At 62.0% G+C, this 13391-nt stretch carries 11 protein-coding genes and 1 pseudogene; 9 read left to right on the forward strand and 3 right to left on the reverse strand.

Features of this window, described 5'->3' with window-relative positions; all coding sequences use genetic code 11:
- Positions 1-23: 23 nt before the first annotated feature.
- The 9 genes from F6X39_RS26000 (at position 24) to F6X39_RS26040 (ending at position 10079) form a co-directional block, all read left to right on the forward strand.
- Positions 24-3509 (forward strand): DUF2126 domain-containing protein, encoded by a 3486-nt coding sequence (locus F6X39_RS26000; protein WP_187618700.1) that lies wholly within the window; start codon positions 24-26, stop codon positions 3507-3509.
- A gap of 29 nt (positions 3510-3538) precedes the next feature.
- Positions 3539-6169 carry a circularly permuted type 2 ATP-grasp protein gene (locus F6X39_RS26005; RefSeq protein ID WP_187618701.1) on the forward strand — a complete coding sequence of 877 codons (2631 nt, stop codon included), beginning with the start codon at positions 3539-3541 and terminating at the stop codon, positions 6167-6169.
- Positions 6166-7056 (forward strand): transglutaminase domain-containing protein, encoded by an 891-nt coding sequence (locus F6X39_RS26010; protein WP_187618702.1) that lies wholly within the window; start codon positions 6166-6168, stop codon positions 7054-7056. The genes F6X39_RS26005 and F6X39_RS26010 overlap by 4 nt, the downstream gene beginning before the upstream one ends.
- Before the next feature lie 183 nt (positions 7057-7239).
- On the forward strand, positions 7240-7479 hold the full coding sequence (locus F6X39_RS26015; RefSeq protein WP_187618703.1) for a hypothetical protein: 240 nt from the start codon (positions 7240-7242) through the stop codon (positions 7477-7479).
- 206 nt (positions 7480-7685) lie between these two features.
- Positions 7686-7853, forward strand: a complete 168-nt coding sequence (locus F6X39_RS26020; protein WP_187618704.1) for a hypothetical protein — start codon at positions 7686-7688, stop codon at positions 7851-7853.
- A 90-nt stretch (positions 7854-7943) separates the two neighbouring features.
- Complete coding sequence (locus F6X39_RS26025) at positions 7944-8399, forward strand: hypothetical protein (RefSeq protein ID WP_187618705.1); 456 nt, start codon at positions 7944-7946, stop codon at positions 8397-8399.
- Between the two features lie 4 nt (positions 8400-8403).
- Positions 8404-9081, forward strand: coding sequence for a M35 family metallo-endopeptidase (locus F6X39_RS26030; protein WP_187618706.1), 678 nt, complete (start codon positions 8404-8406; stop codon positions 9079-9081).
- The gene (locus F6X39_RS26035; RefSeq protein WP_262414819.1) at positions 9078-9572 is read left to right on the forward strand and encodes a hypothetical protein; all 495 of its coding nucleotides are present in this window, start codon (positions 9078-9080) and stop codon (positions 9570-9572) included. The genes F6X39_RS26030 and F6X39_RS26035 overlap by 4 nt, the downstream gene beginning before the upstream one ends.
- A gap of 45 nt (positions 9573-9617) precedes the next feature.
- A complete protein-coding gene (locus F6X39_RS26040) occupies positions 9618-10079 on the forward strand; it encodes a hypothetical protein (RefSeq protein WP_187618707.1) in 462 nt (153 codons plus the stop codon).
- Here F6X39_RS26040 and F6X39_RS26045 read toward each other — a convergent pair.
- The 3 genes and pseudogenes from F6X39_RS26045 to F6X39_RS26055 all read right to left on the reverse strand — a co-directional run.
- A pseudogene (locus F6X39_RS26045) lies at positions 10016-10593 on the reverse strand (DUF72 domain-containing protein); the annotation flags it as partial. The gene F6X39_RS26040 and the pseudogene F6X39_RS26045 overlap by 64 nt on opposite strands.
- A 279-nt stretch (positions 10594-10872) precedes the next feature.
- Entirely contained in the window at positions 10873-12285 is a 1413-nt protein-coding gene (locus tag F6X39_RS26050; protein WP_262414820.1) for an anaerobic sulfatase maturase, read from the reverse strand.
- The gene (locus tag F6X39_RS26055) at positions 12251-13354 is read right to left on the reverse strand and encodes an HAD family hydrolase (protein WP_187618708.1); all 1104 of its coding nucleotides are present in this window, start codon (positions 13352-13354) and stop codon (positions 12251-12253) included. Before F6X39_RS26055 ends, F6X39_RS26050 begins: the two co-directional genes overlap by 35 nt.
- Positions 13355-13391: the final 37 nt, after the last annotated feature.

Raw genomic sequence — 13391 nt, forward strand, 5'->3', positions numbered from 1 at the left:
CCCCCTTCGTCGAGGAGTCCGGAGTGTCCATACGCGTCGCGTTGCATCACGTTACTCATTACCGCTACGACAGGCTGGTCACGCTGTCACCCCAGGTCGTGCGGCTGCGGCCCGCGCCGCATTGTCGTACGCCGATCCTGTCGTACTCGATGCGCGTCGAACCCGCGAGGCACTTCATCAACTGGCAGCAGGACGCGTTCGCCAACTATCAGGCGCGGCTCGTGTTTCCCGAGCAGACCCGTGAGTTCAAGGTGAGCGTCGATCTGGTCGCCGAAATGGCCGTCTACAACCCGTTCGACTTCTTCCTCGAGCCGTCAGCCGAGCAGTTTCCGTTCGACTACGCGCCGGAACTCGCGGCCGAACTCGCGCCCTACCGCGTGAAGCGGCCGATGACGCCGCGCTTCGCCGAGTTCGTCGCGAGCATCGACCGCACGCCGGCCGGCACCGCGAACTTCCTGGTGGCGCTGAACCAGCGGCTGCAACACGAGATCCGCTACCTGATCAGGATGGAGCCGGGCGTGCAGACGCCCGAGGAAACCTTGACCAATGCGGCGGGCTCGTGCCGTGATTCGGGCTGGCTGCTCGTCGAGACGCTGCGGCAGCTCGGCTTCGCGGCGCGCTTCGTGTCGGGCTATCTGCTGCAGCTCGCGCCCGACGTCAGATCGATCGACGGCCCGAGCGGCACCGAGGTCGACTTCACCGACCTGCACGCGTGGTGCGAGGTCTACCTGCCAGGGGCGGGCTGGATCGGGCTCGATCCGACCTCGGGGCTGCTCGCGGGGGAAGGGCACATACCGGTCGCATGCACACCGGAGCCGGGCAGCGCAGCTCCGATCTCGGGTGCGGTCGACGAAAGCGAGGTCGAGTTCGGACACACGATGTCGATCGAACGCGTGCTCGAGTCACCGCGCGTCACGAAGCCGTATAGCGAAGCCGCGTGGCACGACGTGCTGAAGATGGGCGCGCGGGTCGACTACGAACTCGCCGACATGGACGTGCGACTGACGATGGGCGGCGAGCCGACCTTCGTATCGGTGCGCGATCGCGACGCCGCCGAATGGAACACCGACGCGCTTGGACCCACCAAGCGCGGCTACGCGGTCGCGCTGATGGACCGGCTGCGCGAGCGCTACGGCGCGAACGGCTTCCTGCATATCGGCCAGGGCAAGTGGTATCCGGGCGAGCAACTGCCGCGCTGGGCGATGTCGCTGTACTGGCGCGCCGACGGCGAGCCGTGCTGGCACAACCCGGCCCTGTTCGCCGACGAACGCGAGCCGGGCCGCTACACGGCCGCCGACGCGCAACGCTTCATCGCGCATCTGGCCGCGAAGTTGTCGCTCGACGCGGACTGCATCCAGCCCGGCTACGAAGACACCTGGTACTACCTGTGGCGCGAGCGTCGCCTGCCGGTCAACGTCGATCCGTTCGACGCGCGGCTCGACGACGAGCTCGAACGCGCGCGACTGCGGCGCGTGTTCGACGCCGGGCTCGTGAGCCCGGCGGGCTACGTGCTGCCGATCGGCCGCGAGCGCGGCGCGCCGGGCATCGCGCCGACGTGGATCACGGGCCGCTGGTTCTTCCGCGATGACCGCATGTATCTGATTCCCGGCGATTCGCCGATGGGCTACCGGCTGCCGCTCGAATCGCTGCCGTGGGTGTCGAAGACCGACTATCCGTATCAGCACGCGCACGATCCGTTCGCACCGCCGCAGCCGCTGCGCACGGCCGCGCAGTTGCGCGTGCAGTACGAAGGCGGGCGCGAGGGCCGGCAGGTCGCCGAGGAACAGACCAGCGCGCGGCAGGCGGCCGCGCTGTCGCTGCCGGCGGCCGATCTGCTGAGCGGCATGCCGCACGGCGGCGTGCTCGCGTATGCGCCGCAGCGCCATGACGAATCGCTGCCCGCGCGTGGCGAATCGTCGAAGGACACGCTGCGTACCGCGCTGTGCGTCGAGGCGCGCGACCCGAAACGCGCGGCCGGCCCGGAAGCCGAAGCCGATTCGTTCGGCAGCGGCCGTACGCTGCTGCACGTATTCATGCCGCCGCTGACCGATCTCGACGACTATCTCGACCTGCTCGCCGCAGTCGAAGCGACGGCCGCGGAGCTGAAGATGCAGATCGTGCTCGAAGGCTATCCGCCGCCGCGCGATCCGCGTCTGAAAGTGCTGCAGGTGACACCGGACCCCGGCGTGATCGAAGTCAACATTCATCCGGCCGCGAACTGGGACGAGCTCGTCGATCACACCGAGTACCTTTATCAGTCGGCCGCGCACAGCTATCTGAGCAGCGAGAAGTTCATGCTCGACGGGCGCCATACTGGCACCGGCGGCGGCAATCACTTCGTGCTCGGCGGCGCGACGCCGGCCGACAGCCCGTTCCTGCGCCGGCCCGATCTGCTCGCGAGCCTGATCGCGTACTGGCACAACCATCCGTCGCTGTCGTATCTGTTCTCGGGGCTGTTCATCGGACCGACGAGCCAGGCACCGCGCGTCGACGAAGCGCGCAACGATCAGGTCTACGAACTCGAGATCGCGTTCTCCGAACTGCAACGCCAGGTCGATCTGCTCGGCGGCCGCGACAGCGGCAACCCGCCGCCGTGGATGATCGACCGCGCGCTGCGCAACATCCTGATCGACGTGACCGGCAACACGCACCGCGCCGAGTTCTGCATCGACAAGCTGTATTCGCCCGACGGCCCGACCGGCCGCCTCGGCCTGCTGGAGCTGCGCGGCTTCGAGATGCCGCCGCACGCGCGCATGAGTCTCGTGCAGCAACTGCTGCTGCGCGCGCTGGTCGCGCGATTCTGGCGCATGCCGTACACGCAGCGGCTCACCCGCTGGGGCACCGAGTTGCACGATCGCTTCCTGCTCGGCACCTTCGTGAAGATGGATTTCGACGACGTGCTCGCCGAGCTCGGCGAAGCCGGCTTCGCCTTCGATAGCGCGTGGTTCGCGCCGCACTTCGAATTCCGCTTCCCGCTCGTCGGCGAGATGACGCTGAGCGGCATCGACCTGACGATCCGCAATGCGCTCGAACCATGGCACGTGATGGGCGAGGAGGGCGGCAGCGGCGGCACGGTGCGCTATGTCGATTCGTCGGTCGAGCGGCTCGAGGTGCGCGCGCTCGGGTTGAACGGCAATCGTCACGTGCTGAGCGTCAACGGCGTGCCGGTGCCTTTGCAGCCGACCGGCCGCGTCAGCGAGTACGTGGCCGGCGTGCGTTTTCGCGCGTGGTCGCAGTCGTCGGCGCTGCATCCGACGATCGGCGTACACGCGCCGCTCACGTTCGACCTCGTCGACACATGGAGCGGCCGCTCGCTCGGCGGATGCCAGTATCATGTCGCTCATCCGGGCGGGCGCACCTATCAGACCTTCCCGGTCAACGCCTACGAGGCGGAAAGCCGGCGACGCTCGCGTTTCTTCGCGTCGGGTCATACGCCGGGGCCGCTCGCCGTGGGCACGCCGCAGCGCAGCCTCGAGTTTCCGTTCACACTCGATCTGCGCCACAGTTGAAAAACACGCATCACTGACAGCAAACGACCTTGGCCTTTCAATCGACTTTGCCCTTCGAGGCGTCCGCGCTGCCGGCGGACGCTTCGTCCCTGTTGCGATTGCTGCCGGGTCATGACGGACATTGGGACGAGCTGCGCGACGAGTCGGGCGCGCTGCGCGAGCCATGGCGGCAGTTCTTCGCACTGCTCGACGAAGACGGCGTGGCGCGGCTCGCGGACCATCACGCGTCGATCGCGCAGCAGATCCGCGACAACGACATCAGCTACAACGTCTACGCGGACAACGGCAAGTCACGGCCATGGGCGCTCGACCTCCTGCCGTTCCTGATCAGCGAGGCCGAGTGGGCGCACCTCGAGCGCGGCGTCGCGCAGCGCGCGCATCTGCTCAACGCGATCGTTGCCGACATCTACGGACCGCGGACGCTGCTCGAAGATGGCCGACTGCCGCCCGCGCTGGTGTTCGGCCATCCGGGCTATCTGCGTTCGGTGAAGGGCTTTACGCCGCCCGGCGGTCAGTATCTGCAGGTCGTGGCGCTCGATCTCGCGCGTACGCCGGGCGGTGAGTGGAGCGTGATCGCGCATCGCACCGAGGCGCCGTCCGGCCTCGGCTACGCGCTCGAAAACCGCCTGATCGTGTCCACGCTCCTCGCGGAGCCGTTCCGCTCGCTGCGCGTGAGCCGGCTCGCGCCGCTCTATTCGCAACTGATCGCGACGCTCGTGCAGGCCGCGCAAGCGACGATGCGCAACGAGGAAAGCGCCGACGCGTCACCGCATATCGCGCTGCTCACGCCTGGGCCGTACAGCGAAACCTATTTCGAGCATGTGTTTCTGGCGCGCTATCTCGGCGTCACGCTGGTCGAAGGCAAGGATCTGACCGTGCGCGGCGACCGGCTCTATCTGAAGACCCTGGCCGGCCTCGAACGCGTGCACGTCGTGCTGCGCCGTCTCGACGACGCATTCTGCGACCCGATCGAACTGCGCGCCGATTCGACGATCGGCGTGCCGGGGCTGTTGCAGGTGATGCGCGCGGGCAATGTGATCGTGTCGAACGTGCCGGGCTCGGGGTTCGCCGAGTCGCCGGCGTTGCACGGTTTCATGCCGGGTATCGCCGAAGCGTTGCTCGGCGAAGAGCTGCTGCTGCCCGGCGTGCCGACCTGGTGGTGCGGCGAACGGGCCGCGCGCGAGCATGCGTTCGCGCATCTCGACGACGCGTTCATCGTGCCGACCTGGCCGCTCACGGGACGCGACACGCCGCCCGGCATCGAAGGGGGCAGGCAGCCGCTCGCGGAATGGCGCGAGCGCATCGACGCGTTGCCCGACGCGTTCACGATCCAGCAGGAGCAGCGCTTTTCCTGCACGCCGCGCTTCGAGGAGGGCACGATCGGCGGAAGGCCGTCGGTGCTGCGCGTCTATGCGATCGCCGACGTCAACGGCGGCTGGCACGTGATGCCGGGCGGTTTCACGCGCATGGCCGCGGAGCGTCAGACCACGGTATCGATGCAGCACGGCGGCAGCAGCGTCGATACCTGGGTGCTGTCGAGCCAGCCAAGCTCGACCTTCACGCTGCTGCCTTCGCCGATGCAGCCCGCCGATCTCACGCGCAAGCATCGTACGGTATCGAGCCGTGCCGCGGAGAACCTGTTCTGGGCGGGCCGTTACGGCGAGCGGGCGGAAAACAACGTGCGTCTGCTGCGGCTGATTCTCGGCTCGCTCGAAGGCAACGACGCCGATTCGATGTTCGCGACGCTGGTCGAACTCGCGACATGGTGCGGCCTCGTGCAGCCGGGCGACCTGGCGTCGCCGCACGGGCTGCCGTCGCCGCAGACGTTCGAGCGCGCGCTCGTTGCGAATCTCGGCGAGAGCGCGGGCAGCGTCAGCATCAGCCAGAACCTCAATTGCCAGGCGCGCGCGAACGGCGAGGTGCGCGGGCGTTTGTCGAATGATCATTGGCGCATGATCCTCGCGGCGCGCAACGACTTTCAGGACGCGTTGCAGGTGTTGTCGCCAGCCGTGGGCGCGGGCAACGGCGGCGCGGGTGCCACGAGCAGCGGCAATGCGTTCGATCGCTACGACCGCGTGACGCTGGCGAATGCGCTCGAGCATCTGTCGGTGCAACTATCGGCGATCAGCGGCGCGCAGGGCGACCGCATGACGCGCGATGAGGCGTGGCGGCTACTGTTCGTCGGGCGTCATATCGAACGCGTCGCGACGATGGCCGCGTTCATGCGCGGCGTCGCCGTGAACGGCCAGCTCGCGACGCCGGCCGGCTTCGATCTGCTGCTGCAAATGTTCGACAGCACGCTCACGTATCGCTCGCTGTATCCGGGACGTTTCGAAGTACCGGCGCTGCTCGATCTGCTCGTGATCGAACCGCATAATCCGCGTGGCATTTATGGCGTGTACGAGCGCCTGCGCAACAAACTCGACGAGATCGCCATCGCGGCGGGCAGCGTGCGGCATCGGCCGTTCGCGGAGCTGCTGCCACCCGTCGAATCGCTGCCGACGCTCGAATCGCTGTGCGAGGTCGACGAACAGGGCTCGTATGGCAAGCTGATTGCGCTGTGCGATCAGATCGGCGGCTTCGCCAACGCGGCCGCGCATGAGATCAGCGCGCGCTATTTCAGTCACGCGACCACGGTCGCCTCGCAGGTGTGGGCATGAAGAACGCGTCGACGGTGCTGTCTGTTTCGCATCGCACTGTTTACCATTACTCGACGTATGTCGAAACCGCGCAGCATCTGGCGACGATCCGGCCGCTCGCGTGTCCGTGGCAGCGTGTGATCTCACGCAGCGAGCGGATCGAGCCGCAGCCGTCGTATCAGCATAGCCGCATCGACGCATTCGGCAACGACGTGCTGTACTTCGCGCTCGATACACCGCACGAGCGCCTGCAACTCGTCAGCGAAACCACGGTCGCGCTGACGCCGCGCTGGACCGACCTCGACGCCGAGGCCACCCCGCCCTGGGAGACGGTGGCCGAGGCGCTGCGGTTTCGCTTGGGCGGCGCGTTCCGTGCCGAGGCGGAGTACTGCTTCGCTTCGCCGAATATTGCGCTACGGCCGTCGCTGCGCGCGTATGCGTTGCCGAGCTTCACGCCCGGCCGGCCGCTCGTCGCGGGCGCGATCGATCTGATGCATCGGATTCACGAGGACTTCGCGTACAAGCCGTCGGCGACGCTGTTCGATACGCCGGCCGAACGCGCGTTTGAGCTGAAGAGCGGCGTGTGTCAGGATTTCGCGCAGGTGATGATCGGCTGTCTGCGCTCGCTTGGCTTGCCCGCCCGCTACGTCAGCGGCTATCTGCGCAACGATCCGCCGCCGGGACACCCGCGCCTGATTGGCGCGGATGCTTCGCACGCTTGGGTATCGGTGCATTGTCCGGCCAGCGGCTGGATCGATCTCGATCCGACCAATGACGTGCTCGCCGATCTGGATCATGTGACGCTCGCGATCGGGCGCGATTACAGCGACGTGTCACTGCTTCGCGGGACGATTCTTGGCGGCGGCGCGCATCGGATGGAAGTCGGGGTGACGGTGCTGGAGTTGTGATTGCGGGCGCGGTTCGGTGCCGGTATTGGACCGAGGTCGGCCAACTATTCGCCCCGCAACTCATTGTCGATCAGAACGCGAATAAAGCCGAATCGCGTTGACTGTCTGTGGGCCGGAACGCTGATCGACCAGCTACGATTATTGGCCTTCTCGCGCAATTCAGGCTCCGCTAGAAGTCCTGCTGTGACTGTCGAGGAAAGACACGAACGCCGCAACCTGCTGGAGCTCATGATCCAGATCGGCGAGAACTACCACGCGACCAATCGCACCGATCAGGAACTGTTCACCGTGCTTGCGCTTGACGCCAAGCGGCTTCCTAACCGCCGGCTGACACCGGCGGACGCGGCAGCGCTTCTCGCTGACCCTGCGCAGGGCGCGACCGGGAAACTGGCGGCTATGGACGCTTCATGGGCAAAGCACTGACCGGCGTCGGTCACTTACGGTAAAAGCGGCTCAATGCCGCTTTTTTTGTTGGACGGTGATATTGGAAAACTGCACCTGAAAATGAGATCGCCAGAGCAATTGTGAATATCTGTCAAAACGGGATTATCTCGAATAAAAGTCATTGACGGTGACCCGTTTAAATGGTTTATTCGATAGATGTTTTTCTGGAAAACAGAAGAGGTCAAATGGGAAAACTGAAACAGGATGGTGCCGTGGGCAAGGAAGAATGCCTGCTTTGCCGTATCACCTATTTAGTCTACTTAAACTTCACGCCAATACCGTCTGCAATGGGTCTGAATGTCGAATCCGGCGAATTTTTCCCGCGGGATAGGCTTCAGTTGTATCCGATCTGAACCATAACGCGGAGGGTAACTGATGGTGCTCTTACGCGTGCTCAATGGTCTGATGGTCTGAGAGCGCGAATTAACCTATGGGAGGGTCCAATGTATGAAAGGATGCGCTCCGCAGAGGCGATCATTGCAGAAATGAAGGCTCGCTTTGCGGATATGTTCGAGGGATCAGATAACCGGGAATGTCTTGATTGCCGTATTACATTCAAGATATACAAAGAGTGGCCTGATATGCCTCATGCAATGACGACGAATTCGAAATCCGGGGAGCGGATTCCGATTAATGCGATCAGGGCTCTCCCATCCGGTTACGACATGAGGCAGGCGTTAGGGCAAGGCGAGGGGTGCCTCTGTCGCAATCGACCTGCAGGCCCGTTCGATGAACGGTTCACCATCAGGGATTACAACGGCAACCCTGTACCAGATGTGCGATACCGGATTCTCGCCGAAGGCAAAGAAATCTGTAGCGGCAAGACAAACGCAGCAGGGCAGACTTCTCGCGTTACAACGCAGGGTTTCAAGTTTCTTACGATTGAAGTGGAGCGCTAGCAAAGTGAACGACAACACCGAATGGGTAACTCTCGATGACACTGCTTTTACAAACACGACTCCTGGTTCAAACAGGGACGTCACGATCAACACGACCTCTATCTGCCCGAACATGACCAACAAGGAGTTTCGCAGACAGGCTATGCGGGCACGCGATATCGGCGTCGAGTTAATCAAAAAACGCATTGAGGGCCTTGCACGTTGGGACACGAAAGAGCAGGACCGGGTGACGGCCTTCTTTGCAAGTGCGGAAGTACATGCAAAGAGGGTACTTAGCGAAGGGCTTCCGAGATTGCTTGCAGCGATGCAGCAACTGGAGCCAGAAAGGATTGTGCGATGGGACAGTGAAACAAACAGGCACCTGTCGTGTGCGGTCACGCCGGATTCGGGCGTCAATCACGCCGCAGTCTGCAAACCAGATTCGGGAAAACGGGTTATCGCTATTTACTCGAAGTTTTGTGAAAGTCCATTTGCCCAGTTGTGGGGAATATGCAAGGTCAAGACGATAATCCACGAATGTACGCACTTCACAGACACTTTTAATTCGCAAGACCACATGTATCTCGACAGCGAAGCGGGGGCGATGATCTTCGCGAGAAATAAGCCTCATCAGGCGATTAGCAACGCGGACAGCATCGCTGGCTACATAGCGACATTCGATGGAGTAAATATCGCACCATGAGTAGACAACCGATTTTGCGCGGTGGCCTTCTCGCGGCATTGCTTGCCGTGTCGTTTTGCTTGGGACGCCCGGTTATTGCTTGTACTATCGGAGAGGTAGCGGCTATTGAGTTGCCATTCAACACGGTTGAACTTTCAAAGGAAAATCGGCGCGCAATCGCAGAGGCGGTGGAAGAGGCAAAGAAGTGGCCTGACGTGCAGATTCAGGCGATTGTGATGGCCGGTGCATATATTGGCGAGCACAATCTTGACGTTTTGCAGGAGCGCCGCGGGGAAAACGTGCAAGCGTATTTGAGGAAGCTCGGTATCAGAAGTAAGAATATCTATATCGTGCCGAAAACTCTTACGGACGGGTTCGTGGTGAAGCGGGCTGACGGTGAACTAGCTGTCCGCCAGATCGAAGTTGAGTTGCATCCGATCTGTAAAGGTAGCTGCGCATGGATGTGCAACGATCCAAGAGTGACCCCACGCACCAAGGTTATCAACCCGTAAGCACACGAATAGGGCCCGGCCTCGGCGGGGCCTTTTCATTCCAGCGTGAAACAGAATCACAGATCGCGCGCCGAGGCATGCAGCGACCGGGCACCACCACGACTGAGCATAGGCGACATCGCCGATGAACTCGATGCCGGTCAGCACGAAGCCGTTAGGACCCGTCCAGCTCAGTTCAACATCCTGCAGCGGCGGCAGCGGTTGCGCATCTGCCGAGCCGGATTGCTGGAAGCTCGCCACCTTGCTGGTGCGCTTGTATTGCGCGGACTGTTCGTGATTGATGGTTACGTCGCCGATCACCGGCTCGGCAGCTTCGATATCGCGTTTGTGCCGGTCTTTGCCGCGCTCGCGCATCGGTGTGGCAAGTACTCTCATGGGCTTCGTAATGGCTATCAGGATCAGGAATTCTCGGCACGGGGACAGCGCGAACAATTCCGGCGCCATTACCGCGTGACTCGCAGAAGCCCCATCATTGTCACAGCGTTCCGCCGCGCGATATCGCGATAGCAGTTGTTGAACAGGACGCCGCCGACTCGGCGCCGCTCAATGTCGACGCGTTGCGGCCATGCAGCCGTACGATCGCGAGTTCGGGCGACGTCGCTTCCCAAACTGAGTGCGCGCGCTTCGTCACGCCTTCCGGCGCATCGAGAATCACGTGAACGATCCCGCGTTCGCGCTCCATCGCAAGCGTTGACTCGCGGTGCTTCTCGCTGAACCAGCTCTCGTGCCGAAATTCGAACGCGGTCACAAACGGGTGCATGCGCTCGGCGCAGTGCTCGACGTGCCTCATCGCTTTCGGTACTGCGGTTATCCAGTGCGGAAACTGGAATAGCACCGCGCCGAGTTTGCCCCCCACGTGCAGTGGCTGCAGGGCCGCAAAGAAGCGCGCCCACAGTTCCTCGATAACTGGCGGCGGTACATCCTTGTAATAGAGATTCTTCTTGCCGGTGTTCGGCAATTCGGCCTGCAGATCCTTCGGGAAAAACATGGGCTCGGTCTGGTGGTCGGTGGAGAGCCGGAATTCGCAATCGATTCCCCTTCCCGAACACGCACGACTATGCATCCGTCGGCGTATCGGTCGCAGTACGTGTAACAGTCCCGCAGGGTTCGCACACAGAAATCGCACGTCCCATCACGATGATTCAGGGTCGCGCGACGCCGCATATTCCTATGTTGAGACCTTATCGATCGCGTCACTGCGGACTTGTGCGAACCGCCATCTCTCGTCGACACCCTTTGGGATAAGGGCTCTACGTGATCAAAGGCTCGCCCTTGCTGCTCAAGTGCAGGCGGGCGACGATCACGCGGATTGTTTCGCCAACTGCCTGAGGGCCGGGCCCGCATGGTCGAAAAACCGGCGAATGCCTGAACAGAGATAGTTCAAGCCAGGTTCACCGTCCGGGCTCCGCACAAAGCGATTCTTCGGACACTCGCCCCAGCACAGATTCAGATACTTGCACTGTCGACAAAACGCAGGGAGAGCATTTCGTTTTGCATAGCCGAAGTTCTGCTGGTCCGCTGAAAAAGCCATCTCACCCAAGTGCCTCTCGCGGATGTTTCCCAGCGAGTAGGCAGGGTAGACATAATGGTCGCACGAGTAGACCTCACCGTCGTGCTCGATCGCCAGTGCCTTACCGCAAAACTGGGCGGTCACGCAGGTTTGCGCGGGCTTGCCCAAGGTCTGTACGACGGCCGTCTCGAACAGGTTCACAAGAACACGGCCCACATCCTTTCTGTACCACTCGTCGAAGGCTCGCGAAAGGAAATAGCCCCAATCGTCCGGATCGACTGACCACTCGGTCACCACAGAGCCTGGCTGCCCAGGCTTTGCCGCTGCGCTTCCCAGTATCGGCATCGACTCTGCTGGCCAATGCTGTGGTGCGACGTTATGGAAATTCTTCGGTTCCACGCAGGGAATAAACTGGATGTAGGTCGAATCGATTTCGTTACGCAAAAACCGGTAGACATCCACGGGCCGCTTCGCATTAACACGGTTGACGACGGTGAGCGTATTGAATTTTATCCCATGCTTTTTTAGCAGACCGATCCCACGCATCACATTATCGAAAGTCGGCTGCCCCTTCCGGTCCAATCGGAAAGCATCGTGCAATTCACGCGGCCCGTCGATACTCACGCCGACGAGGAAGTTATTCTCCTTGAGGAACTCGCACCATTCGTCGTTGAGCAAGGTCGCGTTGGTCTGAAGGTCATTCAAGATCCGGCGGTTCGCGGGGGTATGCCGCTTCTGAATCTCCACGATGTCGTGGAAGAATGAAATGCCGAGCATGGTCGGCTCACCACCCTGCCACGAAAATATGATCTCGTCGCCGTTCTGCGCTTCGATGTACTGCCGGATATAGCGCTCCAGCATGGACGGTTCCATTCGACGACCACGATGCTGGTTAAGCAGGTGCTCCTTGTGCAGGTAGTAGCAATACGTGCAATCGATATTGCAGGTCGAGCCAATGGGCTTGGCCATCGCATGAAAGCGTCCTTTCTGCTCGGGTACGGCCGGCTCCGCTTCAGACAATCGCGCCGGGTAGAAGATCACTGGCTGTTCAGCTTTCGCGTCATGGCTGTTCTGCATGGGTTGGCTCCTGAGATCAACTTCGGGCAGTGCGTGCGTATCGTGGCCGCAGGCAGTCAGTGGTAAATACAGCGTGAATCGGTAAGGTCTGTCATTGCGACGATCGCTGTCCTTGAAGCGGGGCATACACCGTCTTCCAATCCCGCTTCATACTGACAACAACCCAGCCGCGCGCAACGGCCTGGTCCCACGCCTTGTCGAGCCGTGCCATTGAAGATTGGCGGTCGTAGGCGAACTCGCGCTCGGGGTCGTCATGATGCACCAGCAGTGCAAGCGTTTCGCCGGGCCCGCTCGCTGTGTATTCGAGCATTTCCCGATCGCCATCGGAATTGCCGACTGCGAGGATCGGACGCTTGCCAATCGCGCGAAAAATGCCGACAGGTTTACCCGGTCCGTCGTCGACAAAATCAAAGCCTGGTTGACGTATCAGCACGGGTTTGCCGTCATGGACTTCATACTTCAGCTTCTCTTCGGTGCCTACCACCTGTTCAGGCGGCACGCCGTACGCTTCGGTCACCCACGCGCGCATGAACTCCGCCGTACCGCCCGAAACGATCCAGATCTTAAAGCCGTTCGTCCGCAGTAAATCGAGCAGTTCGAGTTGCGGCCCATAGACGAGTTCGGTATAGGAACGGTTCAGCGTCGGGTGTTTCGCACTGGCCAGCCATGTACGGATGGACTGGTCGTATTCTTCGGTCGTCATGCCGCTATTGGCCACACCGATAATCTGCAGGATGGCCTTCCGGTTCTGCGCGAGCGCAGCCGTGTTGCGCGCGATAAGTGCCTTGAATGCTGGATTGTTTTGCCACTCCGGGTGTCGTGGCGCGGCGGCCTTCACCTGCTCGATCATGAACGACAACTGGAAAGGCATAGGCTGCTCGCTCCAGAGCGTGCCGTCGTTATCAAAGACCGCGATTCGTGCTTCGGGTGCCACGTAGGTCGCCGAACCTTTGCGCGTCACGTCGGCGATGAACTTCAAAATGGCATCCCGAGCACCGCCGTCCTGCCACGAAGGCAATGCTTTCGTCGATAGCTCGCTTGAAAGCGCCTGCTGCTGTGTGTCCGCCGTCGCAGAATTCGCCGACGGCGCTTCATGGATAACGCACGCGCTCATCGCCGAGCATGCGCAGATGATCAGTCCGGTCAGGTGACGCGACACGGGCCGTGACCACGTGCGATGTTCGACGAAACGCATTGTTATCCTCGCCCGCTGAAAAATCAGCTCGCATTGC

This window comes from Paraburkholderia sp. UCT2 (assembly GCF_014397665.1).
In the GTDB taxonomy this organism is placed as follows: domain Bacteria; phylum Pseudomonadota; class Gammaproteobacteria; order Burkholderiales; family Burkholderiaceae; genus Paraburkholderia; species Paraburkholderia tuberum.

Coding starts and splice junctions, on each gene's coding strand:
- F6X39_RS26020 (WP_187618704.1), top strand. CDS start 7,686: ATGGGAAAACTGAAACAGGATGGTGCCGTGGGCAAGGAAGAATGCCTG.
- F6X39_RS26055 (WP_187618708.1), bottom strand. CDS start 13,354: ATGCGTTTCGTCGAACATCGCACGTGGTCACGGCCCGTGTCGCGTCAC.
- F6X39_RS26035 (WP_262414819.1), top strand. CDS start 9,078: ATGAGTAGACAACCGATTTTGCGCGGTGGCCTTCTCGCGGCATTGCTT.
- F6X39_RS26050 (WP_262414820.1), bottom strand. CDS start 12,285: ATGCCCCGCTTCAAGGACAGCGATCGTCGCAATGACAGACCTTACCGA.
- F6X39_RS26010 (WP_187618702.1), top strand. CDS start 6,166: ATGAAGAACGCGTCGACGGTGCTGTCTGTTTCGCATCGCACTGTTTAC.
- F6X39_RS26025 (WP_187618705.1), top strand. CDS start 7,944: ATGTATGAAAGGATGCGCTCCGCAGAGGCGATCATTGCAGAAATGAAG.